At 43.7% G+C, this 19,417-nt stretch carries 17 protein-coding genes and 1 tRNA gene; 6 read left to right on the forward strand and 12 right to left on the reverse strand.

Annotated features, from left to right (window positions below):
• The first annotated feature begins 28 nt into the window (after window positions 1-28).
• Entirely contained in the window at window positions 29-862 is an 834-nt protein-coding gene (locus IEV61_RS02590) for a formylglycine-generating enzyme family protein (RefSeq protein WP_188413499.1), read from the forward strand.
• Between the two features lie 1,098 nt (window positions 863-1,960).
• Here the strand turns inward: IEV61_RS02590 and IEV61_RS02595 are convergent.
• The 4 genes from IEV61_RS02595 to IEV61_RS02610 all read right to left on the reverse strand — a co-directional run bounded on the left by IEV61_RS02595 (window position 1,961) and on the right by IEV61_RS02610 (window position 6,165).
• Window positions 1,961-2,419 (reverse strand): DUF2314 domain-containing protein, encoded by a 459-nt coding sequence (locus tag IEV61_RS02595; protein ID WP_188413501.1) that lies wholly within the window; start codon window positions 2,417-2,419, stop codon window positions 1,961-1,963.
• Window positions 2,419-4,278 (reverse strand): CocE/NonD family hydrolase, encoded by a 1,860-nt coding sequence (locus IEV61_RS02600; RefSeq protein ID WP_188413503.1) that lies wholly within the window; start codon window positions 4,276-4,278, stop codon window positions 2,419-2,421. The genes IEV61_RS02595 and IEV61_RS02600 overlap by 1 nt, the downstream gene beginning before the upstream one ends.
• 78 nt (window positions 4,279-4,356) lie before the next feature.
• A complete protein-coding gene (locus tag IEV61_RS02605; protein ID WP_188413505.1) occupies window positions 4,357-4,899 on the reverse strand; it encodes a YcxB family protein in 543 nt (180 codons plus the stop codon).
• A gap of 72 nt (window positions 4,900-4,971) precedes the next feature.
• Entirely contained in the window at window positions 4,972-6,165 is a 1,194-nt protein-coding gene (locus IEV61_RS02610; RefSeq protein ID WP_188413507.1) for a phosphoglycerate kinase, read from the reverse strand.
• A 315-nt stretch (window positions 6,166-6,480) separates the two neighbouring features.
• On the opposite strand from IEV61_RS02610, the gene IEV61_RS02615 reads away from it, so the two are divergent.
• Window positions 6,481-6,975 carry a glycine zipper domain-containing protein gene (locus IEV61_RS02615; RefSeq protein WP_229747008.1) on the forward strand — a complete coding sequence of 165 codons (495 nt, stop codon included), beginning with the start codon at window positions 6,481-6,483 and terminating at the stop codon, window positions 6,973-6,975.
• 96 nt (window positions 6,976-7,071) lie between these two features.
• Here the strand turns inward: IEV61_RS02615 and IEV61_RS02620 are convergent, their stop codons facing one another.
• Together IEV61_RS02620 and gap are read right to left on the reverse strand one after the other, a co-directional pair.
• Complete coding sequence (locus IEV61_RS02620) at window positions 7,072-7,506, reverse strand: GNAT family N-acetyltransferase (protein ID WP_188413509.1); 435 nt, start codon at window positions 7,504-7,506, stop codon at window positions 7,072-7,074.
• 262 nt (window positions 7,507-7,768) lie between these two features.
• Entirely contained in the window at window positions 7,769-8,788 is a 1,020-nt protein-coding gene (gap, locus tag IEV61_RS02625; protein WP_188413511.1) for a type I glyceraldehyde-3-phosphate dehydrogenase, read from the reverse strand.
• A gap of 139 nt (window positions 8,789-8,927) precedes the next feature.
• On the opposite strand from gap, the gene IEV61_RS02630 reads away from it, so the two are divergent.
• Window positions 8,928-10,499: a hypothetical protein gene (locus tag IEV61_RS02630; RefSeq protein ID WP_188413513.1), complete on the forward strand. Its 1,572-nt coding sequence runs from the start codon at window positions 8,928-8,930 to the stop codon at window positions 10,497-10,499.
• A 353-nt stretch (window positions 10,500-10,852) separates the two neighbouring features.
• On the opposite strand, the gene obgE is transcribed toward IEV61_RS02630, so the two are convergent.
• From obgE to IEV61_RS02650, 4 genes are all read right to left on the reverse strand, one after another.
• Window positions 10,853-11,851 (reverse strand): GTPase ObgE, encoded by a 999-nt coding sequence (gene obgE, locus IEV61_RS02635; RefSeq protein ID WP_188413515.1) that lies wholly within the window; start codon window positions 11,849-11,851, stop codon window positions 10,853-10,855.
• A gap of 255 nt (window positions 11,852-12,106) precedes the next feature.
• A complete protein-coding gene (locus tag IEV61_RS02640; RefSeq protein WP_188413517.1) occupies window positions 12,107-12,679 on the reverse strand; it encodes an adenylate kinase in 573 nt (190 codons plus the stop codon).
• 68 nt (window positions 12,680-12,747) lie between these two features.
• Window positions 12,748-12,821: transfer RNA gene (locus IEV61_RS02645), tRNA-Arg, on the reverse strand.
• 108 nt (window positions 12,822-12,929) lie between these two features.
• Window positions 12,930-13,391, reverse strand: a complete 462-nt coding sequence (locus IEV61_RS02650) for a redoxin domain-containing protein (protein ID WP_188413519.1) — start codon at window positions 13,389-13,391, stop codon at window positions 12,930-12,932.
• 135 nt (window positions 13,392-13,526) lie between these two features.
• On the opposite strand from IEV61_RS02650, the gene IEV61_RS02655 reads away from it, so the two are divergent.
• Entirely contained in the window at window positions 13,527-14,507 is a 981-nt protein-coding gene (locus tag IEV61_RS02655) for an NAD(P)H-quinone oxidoreductase (protein ID WP_188413521.1), read from the forward strand.
• Window positions 14,508-14,611: 104 nt separating this feature from the next.
• On the opposite strand, the gene IEV61_RS02660 is transcribed toward IEV61_RS02655, so the two are convergent.
• Window positions 14,612-15,958, reverse strand: a complete 1,347-nt coding sequence (locus IEV61_RS02660) for an SGNH/GDSL hydrolase family protein (protein ID WP_188413523.1) — start codon at window positions 15,956-15,958, stop codon at window positions 14,612-14,614.
• Between the two features lie 59 nt (window positions 15,959-16,017).
• Window positions 16,018-17,241: an OmpP1/FadL family transporter gene (locus IEV61_RS02665; protein ID WP_188413525.1), complete on the reverse strand. Its 1,224-nt coding sequence runs from the start codon at window positions 17,239-17,241 to the stop codon at window positions 16,018-16,020.
• Between the two features lie 218 nt (window positions 17,242-17,459).
• Between IEV61_RS02665 and atpD the strand changes: the two genes are divergently transcribed.
• Window positions 17,460-18,965 (forward strand): F0F1 ATP synthase subunit beta, encoded by a 1,506-nt coding sequence (atpD, locus tag IEV61_RS02670; protein ID WP_188413527.1) that lies wholly within the window; start codon window positions 17,460-17,462, stop codon window positions 18,963-18,965.
• A 93-nt stretch (window positions 18,966-19,058) separates the two neighbouring features.
• Entirely contained in the window at window positions 19,059-19,316 is a 258-nt protein-coding gene (gene atpC, locus IEV61_RS02675) for an ATP synthase F1 subunit epsilon (protein ID WP_188413529.1), read from the forward strand.
• Window positions 19,317-19,417: the final 101 nt, after the last annotated feature.

The raw sequence follows: 19,417 nt of genomic DNA on the forward strand, positions 1-19,417 counted from the left end.
TTGTAGATCAACTTTTAGCTTAAGCATAATGAAGATTTTTTTGATAATAATATCATTGGCAATCACTCTTTTGGTTGCTTGCAAACAAATAAACCACTCCGAAGATCCCAATTTTGTGAGAGTGCAGGGGGGAGCATATACCAATACACAATCCAATCTTTATGGCAAAGGCTCCTTACCCGATTTTTTAATTGGCAAAAATGAAGTTACTCAAAAGGAATGGACAGCTATCATGGGAAATAACCCCTCCAAATTTAAAGGTGATAGCTTGCCAGTAGAAACGGTGAATTGGTACGATTGCGTGGATTACTGCAACAAAAGGAGTATAAAAGAGGGCCTAAAACCCTATTACACATTAAATAAAAACACGAAGGACCCCATCAATAAAAGTGAGTTTGATAGTTTAAAATTTACGGTAACTGTAAACGCAGATGCTAACGGTTACCGCCTGCCAACTGAAGCTGAATGGGAATACGCAGCTGGCGGAGGGCAAAAAAGTAAAAGCTATAAATATAGCGGAAGTAATAATATAGAAGAGGTTGCATGGTATTGGAAAAACTCGGGAGATAAAAGTTTAACGGGAACATGGAATTGGTCGATATTGGAAAAAAATCGTTGTCAAACCAAAGCAGTTGGCAGCAAAAAGCCTAATGAATTAGGCCTTTTTGATATGTCGGGAAATGTGAGGGAATGGTGTGAGGATTGGTACCAGGATGATGAAACTGCGGCAGGTATAAAACGCACTCAGCGGGGTGGTGGCTGGATAGGGGGTGAAAACCGCTGCGAATGTTCTAACCGGCACAGTTTTGAAGCAAGTGGCAAGGGAGCAGATCAAGGGCTTAGAGTTTGCAAAGGGATTTAAGCTTCAAATTAAGTTCGCAGGCCGTCTATGGCTGTATTGTTGCACGGCCCCCTTCGCAACCGCAAGAATCTCGTCGCAGACCACAAGGGAGACCCTTGCGGGAGCGGTGGTAATCATGAAGCAATTAAACCACAGAACCAAATTTATTACAAATTTTCAATTACTTTATAATTAAATATCATTTCACTAAAACTTAAAAAAAAATCCCGCGTATAAAGACTTGCAATCGATTTAATTATGAGCAAGCCATTTTTACATTGCAAGAAATGCAAGAGGCCTTTCCATTATATGCTTCGAACTCCGTTGTTAATACGCTGGATGCTGTTTTTTGTCCCGGTTAAAAGGTTTTTTTGCGCCAAGTGCCTCGTTTCACATTATCAAATTATGAGCGATCATGAATTGACGAAGTATCATGTTTGAGTTGCGCTTTATCCATGTGCATGTATACACCTGCGGCGTGTGACCTTTTTAGTTACTAATCGAGTGATAATACTGGCTACCGGCATTCGCGAACATGGGGGGCAACTTGTACTTGTTCTTTAGGAAGGTTAAACTCTCCTATTATTTTACCATGAGTTACGCTACATTAATTCGAGGCAGAGCAAGAACTCTTACATTATCTTCGCAAGTTGTAAATAACTATAAATAAGTGTGTTGTTATCTATTTGGTAATATAGAAATTGCCGTCCGAATCAGTAAGGTAATTTTGAAATGACTTCATCGGTCTAATTGAATGAATTTTATTGTCAACAATAAATAGGTCGAACTCATCATAAGTGATGGCATTGCAATTTGGACAAATATTCATACTGGTTATCCCATAAACTATTACGTTCTTAATAGTTGAATTTCCTATATCATTTCCACCCCATCTCAGCTCATCTCCAATTTCAAAAATGTATTGCCATGTATCGCCATACTTAAATTGTATTTCCACCTTAAAAGTGCTATTACAATCAGGGCAATTAATTTTTGTCTGTAAGATGTTAAAGGTTCCCATTTCAAGCAATTATCTCCTATAAGTTAGGCAAACAGAAGTCTGTAGGCATAGTAGTTCATAGTTAAAAAACACGGGCAGCGTATAGAAGAATTAAAAATTTACTGTTTACCCTCCAGGTATTTCTCAGAATATCCGCCAAGTTTTTGTTTGTGAACATTATCGTAAATGATCCAGTCTTCCACCTCTTTCAATTTGATCTCGACCTTATCGTACAATTTTATACGCTTTAAATTGAAGGCCGAATCAATGAGTTCGCCTTTCAATACATCGTTATCTATGGTATAAAGCCTTGACCACATATGCTCATGCGTACCGTTTTCTTCAAAGTCTGATTTTGCAATAAAGGTATAATTAGCAGTATCGCTGCCGTGAAGCTTTAAGCTATTGGCAAATTCAGGGATGTACTTTTGAGCAGTGTCTTTTAATGCTAAAAACGTTTTATCGTCTTTTGCGAGGTTCACGATTGCAAAGTCACTTTCCTTTTTTGAAGCATTTTTACAGGCCTGAAACGCTACTATCAAGGCACCAAGCAATAAAATACAGTTTCTCGTTCTCATTACATTACCCTCACCTTTAAATAACTTGAATGCAGTTTTGAGGTATACACCCTATGCGTAGCTTTCTTAAAGTCGCCGTCCTTAGCTTTCATAATATCCTGAAACTGCTGCGTATTACGATCAATTAGCGGGAACCAGGTGCTTTGAATTTGCACCATCATGCGGTGACCCTTTTTAAAGGTGTGCAATACATCCTGCAATTCGAAGTTTACGGGGCTCACCTGGCCGGGGGTAAAGGCGGTAGGTTTGTCAAAGCCGGTGCGGTACTTGCCGCGCATGCTTTCGCTGCGTACCATTTGCTGATAGCCGGCCATTTGCACATCTTTAGTGGTGAACTTATTGTTCGCGGCGGTATCAGGGTAAACGTCTATTACTTTTACTACCCAGTCGGCATCGGTACCGGTGGTGGCTACTTTAAGGTTAGCCCAAATGTTGCCGGCCAGGGTAACATCGTCGGTAAGCACATCGGTTTGGTAACTTAACACATCGGGCATTTTGGCGGCAAAGCGCTGGTCGGCGGTCATATAGTCGCGCTCCATGTCCATCGTTTTTTTGGCGTAGTAAGGTACCGGCTTGTTAGGGTCTGATACGAACTCGGTATAGCTGTCTTTACCCGCAGCAGGTGCCGTGAACGACAATTTACCACCAGGCAAAAAGTACAGGTTCTTTTCTTTAGCCGGGGCTGGTGGCCAGGCGTTGTAAGTTTTCCATTGGTTTGCGCCGGTTTGAAAGGTAGATACTTTAGGTATATCCAGCGGTGTACCTTTTAAGTAGTGACTGAAAAAGGCGAACTCAATTTTTTCGCGGTAGAATGGTCCTGTTGGGCCGCCAAAATCTACATCGCCTAAATGATCGCCCGCGCCGCGTGCCCAGCCGCCGTGCACCCAGGGGCCCATGGCAAAGTATACGGGGGTGTTTGGGTTTTTGGCAGCCAGTGTTTTGTAGGTATTGATAGCACCGTATAAATCCTCGGCATCGTACCATCCCCCCGTTACCAGGGTAGCGGTTTTAATATCGTGCAGGTGGGTTAACACGTTGCGGTCTTTCCAGTGCTGGTCATAATCGGGGTGGTCCATCATTTCGTTCCACAGGCGAATGGTATCTTTATAATACTTGTCGTTCGTATTTTTCATCGAACCCATTTTAAGGAAGAAATCGTAACCATCCTCCGTACCGGGATTGAATCCCTTACCTCGGCGCTGGGTAGGTTTATCGTCCTGGCGGTTGGTAAAGCCCGGGTAAAAGCCAAAGTTGGCCACCAGGAAAAACGCACCGTTGTGCCAGCCGTCATCGCGCCATAAATCGGCGATGGGCGCCTGAGGCGATGCAGCCACCAAAGCTGGGTGACGACTCAGCAAAGCAGTAGTGGTATAAAAGCCAGGATACGAAATACCCCATACCCCTACCTTGCCATTATTATTGGCTACGTTTTTTAGCAGCCAGTCAATAGTGTCGTACGTATCGGTGCCTTCGTCTATATCTTTATTGGTTTTGTGTACTTCCAGTTCGGGGGTCATTTCCTCGTAGATGCCCTCGCTCATAAAGCGGCCGCGTACATCCTGGTAAACAAAAATGTAACCATCCTGCATAAACTGCGGCGACGGACCCAGGCTGCCCTTATACGCTTCGGCACCGTAAGGCGCTACGCTGTAACAGGTGCGGTCCATCATGAAAGGGTATTTTTTAGATTGATCTTTAGGCACGTAAACCGACGTGAACAGCTTTTTACCATCGCGCATGGGTATTTGGTACTCATACTTGGTGTAATTATTTTTCACAAAAGCCGGATCGGGTGCGCCTTGCTGCGCAAAAGCCGACAGGGCGAAAAGAACTAGGAGGAAGGACGACAGTATTTTCATATATTGATTTGGGTAGCTAAACATACAAAAAAGGCTGCTTAAAGTATAAGCAGCCTTTGTAAATATCCGTTTATTTGGCTATTTCCATCGCCAGTTAAGCTCTTCGGTAACTGCTATACTATTGGCGGCGGCTATATTGTTCAATTGCGCCGACAATAAGTTATAGTCAAAGCCGTGTTTGGGCAGGGTAATGGTATCTTGAGATTTTAGTTTAATAAAGAAATAACTGCCGGTTTCAGTTATGGATTCTATTTGCGATGTTTTGATCACAACATCGCCTATGCTGCTTTTGGTTGATATACTTTCATTAGTAATATCGTAATCAAATACAACATCTTTGAGCGCTTTAAATCTATCCTCGGCATGCTTCTTATAATTTTGTTTGTAAATGACTTTTTGCAAAAACTGGTAAAATAACAAAAAGAGTATTCCGGCTATTATAAATCCCCACATTGTATAACTATCATGTGCAATGAACGAACCAGCGGCACCAATTAAACAACCTGCTACCAACAGCAACTTGACCTTAAGCCTCCTGCGTGTAGCCAAATCAGATTTTGAAGCAACGAATAAGTAATTATTTAACAGATCCTCAGCAGTGAACGTTACTCTCGCTTTCATGATTAATACTTTGAATTTTTTGTATAACAAAAAAGGCAAGCCGAAGCTTGCCTTTTACGATCAAATAAAATTTTATAACTCGTTTATCGCCTTCACACCCGGCAATTCTTTACCTTCCATATATTCAAGTAAAGCACCACCACCGGTTGATACGTAGCTTACATCATCGCTGAAACCAAATTTAGCTACAGCAGCAGCAGAGTCGCCACCACCAATTAAGGTGAACGCACCATTTTTAGTAGCTTCCACTACGGCTTCGGCTACGGCTTTGGTACCTTTTTCAAACGTCTCCATTTCAAAAACACCCATCGGGCCGTTCCATAAAACAGTTTTTGATTCGGCTACCACTTTGCTAAATAATTTAACCGATTCAGGGCCAATATCCAGTCCCATCCAACCATCCTGAATTTCGCCTTTTAAGGCAACACCAGTGTTGGCATTGTTAGCAAAAGCATCGGCAATAACCGAATCGAGCGGCAATAAAAGGTTTACGCCTTTTTGCTTAGCCTTTTCAATCAGCTCTAATGCTAGTTCCAACTTATCCATTTCTACCAATGAATTACCAATGGTGCCACCCTGAGCCTTGGCAAAAGTGTAGGCCATACCACCACCAATAATGAGGTTATCTACTTTTGATAACATGCTTTCGATCAGCAATAGCTTATCACTCACCTTGGCACCACCCATAATAGCAGTAAAAGGTTTAGCAGCTCCGTTCAATACCTTTTCGGCATTTTCTAATTCAGCTGCCATTAAGTAACCAAAGTATTTGGCTTGTGGGAAGAACTGCGCTATTACCGCAGTTGAAGCGTGAGCACGGTGTGCGGTACCAAAGGCATCGTTCACATATATATCGCCTAATTTGGATAGCTTTTCGGCAAAATCTTTATCACCTTTCTCTTCTTGCTTATAAAAACGTAAATTTTCTAACAGCAATACGTCGCCATCTTTCAAGGCTCCTGCTTTTTCGGTAGCCTGTTCACCAATGCAATCATCGGCAAACTGCACTTCCTTACCCAAGAGCTCGCTTAAATGCGGAATAATGTGTTTGAGGGAAAATTCGTTGGTCGGGCCATCTTTCGGCCTGCCCAGGTGCGACATCAGGATAAGCGAACCACCATCGGCCAATATCTTTTTCAAGGTTGGCAGCGCTGCAGTAATGCGGTTGTCGTCAGTTATGTTGTAATCTTTATCAAGCGGAACGTTAAAATCTACCCTGATGAGGGCTTTTTTTCCGGCAAAGTTTAATTGGTCAATTGTTTTCATGAAGTAAGCACGTCAAATGAGTTGCCAAATTCAGAAATTAAATTCACATAGCATAAGGTAAAATCAAAAAAGTGTGAGATATACACTAAGTAATACCTCAAGCAAGTAAACGGATGTTACACAACACTCGCCTATTCCATCTAAAAATCAAATAAATAAGAGTGGCAGTAATGCGGCACATAGTTGTAATAGAAGGCATTAACTCCATGTTTTGAATTTTTGGCAACGAAATTGCTTATGTAGAATTGACTTTTGCAGTTTTCAGGAGTCATACATTCAACACACTACTTAAAAACAATTATTATGATACAGTCAATGCGTTTATTATTAGTCACGGGAATATCAGTAGGTATGGTAGCATGTCACTCCAACCCTAACCCGTCTACAGTAAAAACAACAGATACTACTCCAGTGGTTGCAAAAGCAGACACTGCAGGCCTTGCTGCTTTTAAAGCCGCAAAACAAGCACGTTATGAAGACAGCTTAAAAAATGTTGGTGCCGAGCGTGAAAAAAGCCGTACCAAAACAACTTATGCTGCAACGCGCCCAAGAGCATCTTACGCATCATCAGGTTCAAGATCATCTTCTGCTGCATCGGGCTACGGAAGTACTGCATACCCGGTGGCTAAAAAGAAAAGCCATGCTGCACGTAACGGTGCATTGATAGGTGCCGGTGCTGGTGCATTAACAGGTGCTTTAGTTACCAAGAAAAACAGAGGTGTAGGTGCGCTGATTGGTGGTGTTGCCGGTGGTGCCGCTGGTTTTGGTGTTGGTAAGATTGTAGAAAAGAAAAAACAGAATAACCAATAATCAGTATTTTGAATATAAAAAAAGCAACCTCAAATGAGGTTGCTTTTTTTATATATTTATGTTTTGGACGAGCATATTACATTTTTGAAATAACGCCTATTGTATCTTCAAATACATAGCATAATGCGGACCAATGCCAGGGATATCAAACTCCTTGGATACCACCTCGAAACCTACATTGCCATAAAAGTTCACGGCCACCTGGCGGGCGTTACACCATATATAGTTGGCTTTTTGTCCGCGCAGGTACACAACGGCAAAATTAATCAGTTGGGTACCTAAGCCCTTGCCCTGGTGTTCTTTTAACGTAGCCATACCGCGTAACTGGTACCCCCTACCCGTAAACTCGGCGTAGCTTTGCGGATGAAATGAAGCCACGCAAACCAGTTGCTCGTTTACAAAATAACCGAGGTGAAAGCTATCCGGATTATCATCGCCGGTAAAGCGGCACTCATCGAGCGTAAGTTTACCCTCTCTGAGGATTTCGTTACGGATAGGGAGGATATCGTCTTGGGATATAAATTTTATCATGTTATTACTCGACCGTATAGTTTTAGTGCGTTTTAAACTTTGGTTAGTGTGGTTGAACTCACTTCGTCTCGCTCATTGCCGCGAGTGGCTACTACTTTTGTCTTAGCCACAAAAGTAGCAAAAAGGCCAAGCCAGCACAATCCCTGCTAACGCACAAGGCCAACTCCCGGCCGGGTGCGCTGGCGAGCCTACGCTTCTTTTTAACAGTGCGTTACTCTGCAATGCTGATGTTTTTCTAAATCGATTATCTTGATTCAAGACTCTAAACTCTTGACTCTGTATGCTGTAATCTCTCCACAGCTATCTTCTCCACCAAGTCCGCCAAACGGCTGCTGTAGCCCATTTCGTTGTCGTACCAGCCTACTACTTTCACCAGGTCGCCTACTATGGAAGTAAGCTGGGCATCAAAGATGCAGCTGTGCGGGTTATCTAATATATCGGTAGAAACAATGGGGTCTTCGGTGTATTCCAAAATGTCTTTTAGGGGCCCTTCGGCAGCTTGTTTAAATGCCGCATTAATAGATTCGACGGTAGCTGGCTTTTTAAGCAGGCAGGTAAAATCTGTTAAAGAGCCATTTAGCACAGGCACCCTGATACCGGCACCACCCAGTTTGCTCTCTAAATGAGGAAATATACTCGTAATGGCCTTGGCAGCACCTGTAGTGGTTGGAATAATTGAGGCTGATGCTGCCCGTGCCCTACGCAGGTCTTTGTGGGGTGCATCGTGCAGGTTTTGGTCGCCGGTCATAGAGTGCACGGTGGTTATGTAACCCTCGGTAATGCCCCAGTTATCTTCTAACACTTTCACCATAGCAGCCACGTTATTAGTAGTGCAAGAGGCGTTGCTCAATATGGGCGAACGCAGATCGACCTCGCCATCGTTCACACCCAAAACTACGGTAGGCACGGCCTTGCCGCCCGCCGGGGCCGAAAGTAAAACCTGCTTTGCGCCGGCCGCCAAATGCTGTTGCCCGCCATCTAAAGAAGCAAACCTACCTGTCGATTCTATCACCAGGTCAATATCCAGCTCGGCCCAGGGCAGGTTAACGGGGATATGCTCTGCCAGCACTCTAATACTTTTACTGTTAATAAATAAGTGCTTATCATCAAACGTAACCTCGCCCTTAAAACCGCGGTGAACGGTATCGTACTTAAATAAATGTGCCAGGGTATGGGTATTGGTAATATCGTTAATGGCTACCACCTCAATACCGGGGCGGTTTAAAATATTCCGTAAAAATATGCGGCCTATGCGGCCAAATCCGTTAATGGCAATCCTCATGATCAGTACCTTAATTCAACAGCAAAGTTATTAAATATAGGAGTTGTATGTGCGCCCCAATTCCATGCCGCGGTCATAATTGTAGGCTATACCCTTTATATTAGTTATTTTAGCGGCCACAACATCTGTATGCTAAGCTATGAACAACAATAAATTAGCACATTTAATTTTAGGGATACCGCTGCTGGCAACGCTTATCATCGGCATATTCAGCTACATGGCTCCGCCTGCCATTTACCCCGACCCAAGCTGGGGTTTCCAGGTGATGCGATCTATGGAAATGGGCGGCGGCTTTAACCAACTCGTTAGCCCCGATCAGGCCAATATTGCCAAGAACACTTCTTTGTTCTTGACCTGGTGGTCGCCCGGGCAATACTTAACACCCTACGTTTTCAAACAGATATTCGGCATAAATACTGGTCAGGCTTCGGTTATAACCATTGTTTTGTGCGAGATGATTGGACTGCTGGGCTTTTTTGCCTTCTTTAAAAAGATTGGCTTTAAACCTGTGCTGGCAGCGGCGAGCGTACTATTTATAAGTTGCCAGCAGTTTTACTATATTCCGTATATATTTTACAATGGTGGTGAGGTATTGATGTTTGCCTATGCCGGTTGGTTCTTATACGGCTGCTTTTACTTTAAGAAGACAAGCATCCCTATGGTACTATTTGTGCTGATTGCAGGGTGGATAGGCTTCTATACTAAATCGACCATGTTACTGGTGTACGCGGCCGGTTTGCTTTGCTTGTGGATTAATATTTCGCCCCCGCGAAAAGATTACGCCGTTTGGCTAAAGAATGGCTTTGCCATTGGCATACCTGCGGTACTTTCGGTAGCCTGCATTTACCTGTTCTTTTTAAGCAAGGGCAGCAACCCGGCATCGGCAAGCGACCATAGCTGGCGGGTAATTTGGGAAACGTTCAGCTTCCCGCTGGCCTCACCCCTGCTGTCGGGTTTTTCGGTAGATGATCTTACCAATGGCTTGGTGTACTCGCCCGACGGACAGATGTTCAACCATTTTTGGACGGTTGTGCTTTTGCTCACCATGGCTGCTTTAAGCCTTGTCTTGATCATTTGCATACTACGCTATGTACCTTACCGCCCATGCAAAATAGTGGTAGCCGTATTTTACAGCATATTTGTATTATTTTTTAGCTACGCCTTTTTCAGGCAACTGGCCATATCTTATGAGGGTCGGCATTTCCGCGTTGTTGGCTTGGTTGTAATTCCCGGCACGTTATACCTCATTAGCCAAACCCGTATGGTTTTTAAAACTGCTTTTGCATTGGTATGGCTGTTTATAACCTATACCAGCTATGCCCGGCTTTATCGCGAATACAATTACAATAAGACCGAAGGCATACACGGACACACCGGCATAACACAGCAGTTTATAGATCAGCCTACCATGAACTATGTAATGCAACAAGACCGCCAGCAGCACAATGCCATCTTTGCTTTTACCAGTGCCGATTTGGGTTTAGAGATACAACACAACCGCATGATCACCATTGAACCTATTGGTGCTGATGTGGGTATTGACCTGGAAGATTATTTGTATAAAGGACATGCAGGTCCCTTATATTTGGTGCTCCCCATAGATTATAATAAAAATGGACTCTCTAAATTTGTAATGAAGTGTTTCCCGGGTTATAAAGGGTTTACAGTACAGAAGATGACGGAGGAGTATGTGGTTTATAAGGCGGAGTAATGTGACGTTATTCTAACTTTATTGCGGTGAAACCCCTCCCTTGCCCTCCCCAAGGAGGGAACTAACACTACCGTTCACGAGAAGCGTGGGGCATCCAGCGTACCCGGCCGGGCGTATGGCCTGTGTGTTTGCAGGGATTACGCTGGATAGGCCTTTTGGTTACTTTGTGGCTATGACAAAGTAACAGCCTCTGCGGCGAATGAGCAGACGAAGTAAGTTCAACAGTACTACGTCGAGTTCAGATCCACTAAACTCATTAAAACGGCACAAACTGTTCGAACAGGATTTCTCAGTATCGTTCGAAATGACAAAATCAATAAATGAAAAGAGGCACTTAAAATGCCTCTTTTCATTTATTGATTAATCTCTTTCCATAACAAATCCTTTAACGGATCTAAGCCTTGCTGGGCTACGGCTGATATGAAAACGGAAGGAATACCTTCAGGTAGTTCGGCTTGCATTTCTTTTTGCAGTTCCTCGTCGAGCAAATCGCTTTTTGTGATAGCCAGTACGCGGGGTTTGTGAATTAACTCGGGATTATATTGTTCCAGCTCGTTGAGTAGGATGGCGTATTCTTCTTTAATGCTGCGGTTTGTATCCGCCGGAATCATGAACAATAATACCGAGTTGCGCTCAATATGGCGTAAGAAACGGATACCCAAGCCTTTACCATTTGATGCACCTTCGATGATACCCGGAATATCGGCCATTACAAAAGACTTGTTACCTCGGTAAGCTACAATGCCCAGGTTAGGTACCAGTGTGGTAAAAGCGTAATCGGCAATTTCGGGTTTAGCGGCAGATACTACCGAAAGCAGCGTGGACTTGCCCGCATTGGGGAAGCCTACCAAACCTACATCAGCCAGTAATTTTAATTCCAGTACGTTCCATTGTTCTTTGCCGGGTTCGCCGGGTTGCGCATAACGAGGGGTTTGCTGGGTGGGAGTTTTGAAATGCCAATTGCCCAAGCCACCGCGGCCGCCGTCTGTTAAGATCTTAGTTTCGCCGTCTTTGGTAATTTCGAACAATACCTCGCCAGTTTCCGCATCCTTGGCAATGGTGCCCATAGGTACTTCCAAAATCTCATCGCGACCAGTTTTGCCGGTGCTTAGTCCGCTGCTGCCGCTGTCGCCATCGCCTGCCATCACATGTTTACGGTATTTTAAGTGCAGCAAGGTCCACAACTGGGCATTACCTTTTACAATAACATGCCCACCACGGCCACCATCGCCACCATCGGGGCCACCCTTGGCGGTGTGTTTATCGCGGTGCAAATGGGTAGAACCCGCACCACCTTTGCCCGAGCGGCAGTTTATTTTTACGTAATCGACAAAGTTTGATCCCTGGCTCATTTTATTTCGGATATCGAATGTTCAATTTCGGATTTGTTCCGAAACCTTGTCATTTCGAGTGATAACGAGAAATCCTGTTCGATGCAGTATATAGCAAACTTAGTTGTTGAAACAAGATCTCTCACTACCGTTCGAGATGACATTTTATTATTAATAGAATTAGGCAACCGCCTAAAACAACAATTTCGGATTTAAACAATCCTGTTAAGGTTTTGCTTAAATCCGAAATGTAAAAAACAGATTCTTAACGAACCTTTAATATTGATTAACAACCGAACTAAGCTCGGTAAAAATATCATCTACAGAACCTATACCGTTTATGCTGGTAAATTTGTCTTGCGCTTTGTAAAACTCGGCTACCGGGGTAGTTTTGTTATTATACTCGTTAATGCGTTTACGGATAATTTCCGGGTTGGCATCATCGGGGCGGCCCGAATCTTTACCACGAAGCAGCAAGCGGTTTTCCAGTTCCTGATCATCAACCACTAAAGCAATCATGCCCGAAATGCTGGTACTTTTTCCTTCTAATAAAGTATCTAAAGCTGCAGCCTGAGCTACCGTACGCGGAAAACCATCGAAAATAAACCCTTTAGCTTCAGGATTAGCATCCAGCTTATTGCTGATCATGCCTATCACTACCTCATCGGGTACCAGTACACCTTTATCCATCAGCTTTTTAGCCTCAAGACCCAAAGTGGTTCCCTGCGAAATTTCGTTGCGTAAGATGTCTCCGGTTGAAAGATGGATTAAGCCGTATTTTTCAATCAGTTTTTGAGATTGTGTACCCTTCCCTGCGCCGGGCGGACCAAACAAAACTAAGTTCAGCATCCTTTATTGTGATTTTAAATTAAAAAGCCTTTCTGCAAATAATTACGGAAAGGCTTTTGGATAAAGAGTGCACTCGAAGGGAGTCGAACCCCTAACCTTCTGATCCGTAGTCAGATGCTCTATCCAATTGAGCTACGAGTGCTTAACCTTGTATTCAGAAACGTATTATGTTTTGTAGTCATAATGTCGTCTCTGAAACGGAATGCAAAAGTAGCATAATTTTGCATTCCGCTCAAATATTTTTTAAAATTTACTTTAACTTTTCTGCAATTGCATCAAAATCAGGCAAATCCCCTGCCGACTCCAGCACTTCGGCATAAATAATGTTCTGCTCTTCGTCAATTACAAAGGCTGCACGTTTAGAAACACCTTTCATTCCGAATACAAATTCTTGGTACAAGGCACCGTAAGCCGTAGAAACAGTTTTGTTAAAATCGGATAGTAACGGAAACTGGTAATTGTTCTCTTCTTTAAATTTGGCCAGGGTAAAAGGCGAATCTACAGAGATACCGAATACCTGGGCATTAATGCCTTCGTAAAAGCCAAAATTATCGCGCAGGGTACACAATTGTGTGGTACATACGCCGGTGAATGCCATAGGAAAAAAGTGCAATACCACTTTTTGTCCTTTAAAATCGGCTAATGAAGTTTCTTTCAATTCGGAAGATACCAGCGTAAACTGTGGAGCGGGCTGGCCTGGTTGTAATGACATAGCTATCTGTTTTTTCTTCAAATTAAAGATTTAACTACGGTATTTGAAGTATAGCGAATGGTTTGCTATTAAATATGATGTTATTATAACCAAACTTAACCAACGCACTAAAGTTTATTAAATAAAATATAGCCCATGAAAGCAGTGGTGATCTCAAAGCCCGGTGCACCGGATGTCTTGCAATTAACAGATAGACCGCAACCGGTTCCTCTATCGCATGAGGTGTTAATTAAAGTTTCGGCAGCAGGCATCAACCGGCCTGATGTGTTTCAGCGTAAAGGCAATTATCCTCCTCCAAAAGGCGCACCGCAAGATATACCCGGACTGGAAGTAGCCGGCACTATTGAAGCCGTGGGCGATAATGTAACCCAATGGAAGCCCGGCGACCGCGTTTGTGCGCTGGTGATAGGCGGTGGCTATGCCGAATACTGCACCGCCCCGGAGGGCAGCTGCCTGCGCGTGCCAAAGAACCTAACGATGGTCGAAGCGGCATCAATACCCGAAACATTTTTTACCGTATGGAGCAATGTGTTTGACCGTGGGCATTTAAAGCCCGGCGAAAGTTTGCTGGTACACGGCGGCAGCAGCGGCATTGGCGTTACAGCCATACAAATGGCCAAAGCCTTAGGCAGCACTGTCTATGTAACCGCCGGAAGCGATGACAAATGCCGCTTTTGCGAACAACTTGGCGCCGCCAAAGCCATTAACTATAAGCAGCAAAACTTTGCCGAAGCTATTCACCAAGTTACCGAAGGTAAAGGCGTAGATGTAATACTGGACATGATAGGCGGCGATTATACACCACTAAACTTGCAGGCGCTTGCCAACGAAGGCAGGCTGGTAATGATCAACAGCATGAACGGCAAAGATGTACAGGTAGACCTTTCGGTAGTAATGCGTAAGCGTTTAAACATTACCGGCTCTATGCTGCGCTCGCGCGATGTGGAATTTAAGGCGGCTATAGCAAAGCAGTTGAAAGAGCATATTTGGCCTTTGCTGGCCGATGGACAGATCAAGCCTGTTGTTCACCAGGTTTTCGCGGCCTCAGCAGCAGCACAAGCTCACGAACTCATGGAAAGCAGTGAGCATATTGGGAAGATAGTGCTGGAGTTTTGAGTCAGTTAGTTCGTTAGTGAAAAACAAAAAGCCCGTTAGTTGGCAGTAAAACTTTTACTTTCCAACTAACGGACTAACGGTCTCTATGGACTAACTGACTCTACTTACGGTATTTTAACACCCCTGTAAGCAGATACTTCGGCTTGCGGAATGGTAGAGCCATATTGAGCATTAATGGCTTTGATAAACTCATTAGCAACAATAGCATATCCACGAGGCGTTAAATGCACGCCGTCTAACGAAAATACGCCACCGCTAATGAAACTTGAGTTCAGGGACACACCATCAATAATAACACCTTTTTTAATGTTGTTCAAGACGGTATACATATCAACCAGCGCTAACCCTTTTGATGCGGCTGCAGCTTTAATGGTGGTGTTATAAGCATCAACATATCCCCTAACCAGGACAACTTCATTTGGATCTAAAATATATTGGTTTTCGATAGGAGTCAACGGAGTTAAGCCGTAAGGCAGCGGACCAGCAACGGTAGATACCAGGGTACCAATTTTACTGGTTGGAAACGTTAAAGTAACCAAGTCGGCAGCTGTGGCAACACGTGCAGTGTAACTAATACCTGTTGCATCGTCGGCCGTGTTACGTGCACTTACATATAATGCCGTTGCTGCGGGATTTACTTTTTGTACACCGGCTAAAATAGCGCCAATAGTTACCGTGCTAAAGTAAGGGATGGCCGTAACATCAGGAATGGTAGATACAACGCCTTTTTGTCCGCCAGCCGTTAGCTTTGTAATTACCTGATTGTATAAAGCGGTAAAAGTTGCTTTCGGTGTAAGCACATCGCCTGCACCACCCGAGGTAGCATAACCTAAAGCATCATTATTACCTAACCAGTTAGAAAAAAAAGTATAAGGCTTGGCAGTAACAAAGTCGAGGTAAGAGGTTGAGGTATTAGCCGGAGTTATACCTGGCAATAAGCGCTCAAAATATCCATTGTAGTTACCATATAAAGGGTTAGTGGCATCCGATAATCTGATGCCCGGAACACCATAGTTATTAATATCGCCGGTGTATTTAGTGTAAACGGTTACGTTGGTAGTAGCTGTGGCGCTAATGGGTACAGCAATTACACCGCGAACAGCGTTATTAGTAGATTGATTTACAGTTACTGGTGTGCCATCCGCATTAAATTTATCTAAGCGTATATAGCCTGAACCATCTGCCTTATCTTCGCTAAACAATGGTTGTGCAAAGTTTCCACCACCTACGGCCTGCATTTGCTGCGCTACAATAGAAGGAAACGAATTTAACTGTCCTTCGCGGTAAAGGCCACCATCCGCAAAGCCGGAAGTTAAGGAGTTACCTACCGAAATAAAACGGCTAAAATCAGCTGAACCTTTGGTAAGCACCGGAGTTTCTACGCTGGGCTTACAGGCCGCTAAGGTTAGTAAACCAACCAGGAATATATTTTTGTAATTATTTAATTTCATCTTAAAATTGAGTTAGTTATAATAAAAGTCCTCCCTCCCGGGGAGGATTTAGGATGAGCTTACCAGTGATATACCAAGGCTACACCCGGTATATACACATTGCTTTTAAATGTACCCGATAGATTAGACTCGATATTGTTTTGCGTACGGCTGCCCAGGTGCTCATACTCGAACGAAACATCCAGATCGAAATGGCGGCTGGCTTTGTAAGTTAAACCAGCGGTGTAAAAGCCGCGGTTGGCATCAGGAACTTCGGGGGTTACGTAACCGTCTTTAACCGGGGTTGAGGCATAGCCACCACCCACGCGCAGGGTAAACTCATTGCTGGCTTTATATTGTGCACCTGCACGCAGGCTCACGGCATTTTTGTAGTTACGCGGCGAACGGGTGTCTTGCAGTGCAGCGGTGTTTTGGGCGTAATCGAAAGCCAATTCTTTGTAAACATCCCACTGTACATAATTGGCATCTAAAGCTAACAACCATTTGGCCGATGATGTGTAACCAAAGCCAATAGAGGTAGTGGCCGCCAGCGGCAACTGGGCCTTGAAAGTGTTAGGGCTTGGGAAACTTCCTTTCAGGCTTCCCGGAACAGTAAACAAAGCATCACCATCATTTAGCTTGGTATCTACTTTAGAGCGGTAAGTAACACCAATGGTTAAACCCTTTTTGGTATCAATAAACACACCGGCATTGTAACCGTAACCTGTGCCGCCGCCTTTTAGTTCGGCTTCGCCAGATGGATTATTGGCATCGGCCAGCGGTATGGCGCGTTTAAGATTTACGCTGCCGTGATTGTACACGAAGCCCGCACCTATGCTAATCATATCTGATATTTTGTAGCTGAATGTTGGTTGAAAAAAGATGGTCTTTAAATCAAGCGATGTTAAGACGTACTTACCAGCCCAGGTATTTCCCCAGTCGGTTAAACCACCGTAAGGCGTATATACCCCCAAACCTACTTTCCAGCGGGCAGCTTTTGGGCCCCAAACGCCGTACGCATTAAATGGTGTTGCCACCTTATTGGCCGTATTGTATTGTACGTTAGAGCCGGTTGGCACAAAGCCCGATTTAAACCACAGCGGACTGATACCACCCTGAATGTAATTTTCGGGCAGCATGGCTACCGCACCTGGGTTAAAAAACACCGACGAGCCATCTAAAAGCAAACCGGTACCTGTATGGCCCATACCTATTTGCTTTTGCCCTTCGAGATTAACCTGGAAACCCTGCGCAAAAACAGCCGCCGGCAAGAATGCCAGCATTAAAAGTAAAATTTTTCTCATAGTTATAAATTGGTTTAATACAACGGATAGTTTGCAAAAAAGGTTGCTAAGATAGAAAAATTAATAATGTGCTGTTATTACCGTTTTTAGTTTAAAATTGTTGTAGATATGTAATTAAAAATTCATTATAAACCTTAACTTTGCGCTCCGAAATAGTGTCTTGTACCTCGTACAGATTTGTTTCATTATCAATTTTTTAAATATTACGTAAGGTATATATGCCAAACATTGGAAAAATCTCACAAATTATTGGTCCGGTAGTTGACGTAAACTTTGGCGACGATGCACATCTTCCCCGAATTTATAATGCATTGCAGATCACCAAAAGCAATGGTCAAAAAATCGTTTTAGAAGTTCAGCAACACTTAGGCGAAGATCGTGTACGTGCAATTGCCATGGACTCGACCGACGGTTTATTACGCGGCATGCCGGTACTTGACCTGGAATCACCTATCCGTATGCCAATAGGCGACGATATTAAAGGCCGCGTATTTAACGTGGTTGGTGAAGCTATTGATGGTTTACCGTCTTTAGATACCACTCAAGGTCGTGGTATACACGCAAACCCTCCAAGATTTGAAGATTTATCTACCGAAACTGAAGTACTGTTTACCGGTATTAAGGTAATTGACCTTTTAGAGCCATATGCAAAAGGTGGTAAAATTGGTTTATTTGGTGGTGCCGGTGTTGGCAAAACCGTATTAATTCAGGAACTGATCAACAACATTGCGAAAGCTTATGCCGGTTTATCGGTGTTTGCAGGTGTAGGTGAGCGTACCCGTGAAGGTAATGACTTACTGCGCGAGATGCTGGAATCGGGCATTATTAAATATGGTGATGCTTTCATGCATTCTATGGAAGAAGGCGGATGGGACCTATCTAAAGTAGATAAAGAAGAATTAAAAGACTCTAAAGCAACATTTGTGTTCGGTCAAATGAACGAGCCGCCGGGTGCACGTGCACGTGTAGCTTTATCGGGCTTAACTATTGCCGAATATTTCCGTGATGGTGATGCTGATGGCAAAGGCCGCGATATCCTTTTCTTTATCGATAACATTTTCCGTTTCACCCAAGCAGGTTCTGAAGTATCGGCACTATTAGGCCGTATGCCATCGGCAGTAGGTTACCAGCCAACACTGGCTACCGAAATGGGTGTGATGCAAGAGCGTATTACCTCAACCAAACGTGGTTCAATTACATCGGTACAAGCGGTTTACGTACCTGCCGATGATTTAACTGACCCTGCGCCGGCTACAACCTTCGCCCACTTAGATGCTACTACCGTACTTTCACGTAAAATTGCTGAGTTAGGTATTTACCCTGCGGTTGACCCTCTGGATTCAACTTCACGTATCCTGAGCGCTCACGTTTTGGGCGATGAGCACTACAATACTGCACAACGTGTTAAAGAAACTTTACAACGTTATAAAGAACTACAAGATATCATCGCCATTTTAGGTATGGATGAGTTATCTGAAGAAGATAAGCTAACCGTATCACGCGCCCGTCGTGTGCAACGTTTCTTATCTCAGCCATTCCACGTGGCCGAGCAGTTCACCGGTTTAAAAGGTGTATTGGTTGACATTAAAGATACTATTAAAGGCTTTAACATGATCATGGACGGCGAAGTGGATCAATACCCTGAAGCTGCGTTCAACTTGGTAGGTAACATCGACGATGCTATCGAAAAAGGCAAGAAACTGTTAGCCGAAGCGAATAACTAAACCCCTCCCGACCTCCCCAAACGGGAGGAGTTGAGGAAGATAATAAATTAAAATTAAAACCTCTCCCCTTTGGGGAGATTAGAGAGGGGTTATATGACTTTAGAAATTCTTACTCCCGATAAAAAAGTGTTTGAGGGCGAGGTTACCTCGGTTACCCTGCCAGGCACTTTGGGATCATTTGAAATATTGAATAACCACGCCCCAATTATTTCTACACTTGAAGATGGCAAGCTCATTGTTAGAGGTATTGATAAAAATGCGAAGGAAAGTGTTTTCTTGATTAAAGGTGGTGTGGTAGAAGCTAACAATAACCAGGTGATGGTTTTAGCCGAGGGTATTACCCAACGCTAATTTGCTCAATCTTATTTTAAACGCCCGGCTGATTCAGTCGGGCGTTTTTTTTATGGGATTTCTCATTCCGAACGATGGCAAGAAATCTCGTTCGAACAAGT

Source organism: Mucilaginibacter galii (assembly GCF_014635825.1).
GTDB classification, from domain to species: Bacteria; Bacteroidota; Bacteroidia; order Sphingobacteriales; family Sphingobacteriaceae; genus Mucilaginibacter; species Mucilaginibacter galii.

What these genes read in the sequence shown, in the direction of transcription:
- IEV61_RS02620 (WP_188413509.1), bottom strand. Translation starts at nt 7,506, where the DNA reads ATGATAAAATTTATATCCCAAGACGATATCCTCCCTATCCGTAACGAA.
- IEV61_RS02665 (WP_188413525.1), bottom strand. Translation starts at nt 17,241, where the DNA reads ATGAGAAAAATTTTACTTTTAATGCTGGCATTCTTGCCGGCGGCTGTT.
- IEV61_RS02640 (WP_188413517.1), bottom strand. Translation starts at nt 12,679, where the DNA reads ATGCTGAACTTAGTTTTGTTTGGTCCGCCCGGCGCAGGGAAGGGTACA.
- IEV61_RS02605 (WP_188413505.1), bottom strand. Translation starts at nt 4,899, where the DNA reads ATGAAAGCGAGAGTAACGTTCACTGCTGAGGATCTGTTAAATAATTAC.
- IEV61_RS02660 (WP_188413523.1), bottom strand. Translation starts at nt 15,958, where the DNA reads ATGAAATTAAATAATTACAAAAATATATTCCTGGTTGGTTTACTAACC.
- atpC (WP_188413529.1), top strand. Translation starts at nt 19,059, where the DNA reads ATGACTTTAGAAATTCTTACTCCCGATAAAAAAGTGTTTGAGGGCGAG.
- IEV61_RS02655 (WP_188413521.1), top strand. Translation starts at nt 13,527, where the DNA reads ATGAAAGCAGTGGTGATCTCAAAGCCCGGTGCACCGGATGTCTTGCAA.
- IEV61_RS02650 (WP_188413519.1), bottom strand. Translation starts at nt 13,391, where the DNA reads ATGTCATTACAACCAGGCCAGCCCGCTCCACAGTTTACGCTGGTATCT.
- IEV61_RS02615 (WP_229747008.1), top strand. Translation starts at nt 6,481, where the DNA reads ATGCGTTTATTATTAGTCACGGGAATATCAGTAGGTATGGTAGCATGT.
- IEV61_RS02595 (WP_188413501.1), bottom strand. Translation starts at nt 2,419, where the DNA reads ATGAGAACGAGAAACTGTATTTTATTGCTTGGTGCCTTGATAGTAGCG.
- IEV61_RS02630 (WP_188413513.1), top strand. Translation starts at nt 8,928, where the DNA reads ATGAACAACAATAAATTAGCACATTTAATTTTAGGGATACCGCTGCTG.
- IEV61_RS02610 (WP_188413507.1), bottom strand. Translation starts at nt 6,165, where the DNA reads ATGAAAACAATTGACCAATTAAACTTTGCCGGAAAAAAAGCCCTCATC.
- IEV61_RS02590 (WP_188413499.1), top strand. Translation starts at nt 29, where the DNA reads ATGAAGATTTTTTTGATAATAATATCATTGGCAATCACTCTTTTGGTT.
- gap (WP_188413511.1), bottom strand. Translation starts at nt 8,788, where the DNA reads ATGAGGATTGCCATTAACGGATTTGGCCGCATAGGCCGCATATTTTTA.
- obgE (WP_188413515.1), bottom strand. Translation starts at nt 11,851, where the DNA reads ATGAGCCAGGGATCAAACTTTGTCGATTACGTAAAAATAAACTGCCGC.
- IEV61_RS02600 (WP_188413503.1), bottom strand. Translation starts at nt 4,278, where the DNA reads ATGAAAATACTGTCGTCCTTCCTCCTAGTTCTTTTCGCCCTGTCGGCT.
- atpD (WP_188413527.1), top strand. Translation starts at nt 17,460, where the DNA reads ATGCCAAACATTGGAAAAATCTCACAAATTATTGGTCCGGTAGTTGAC.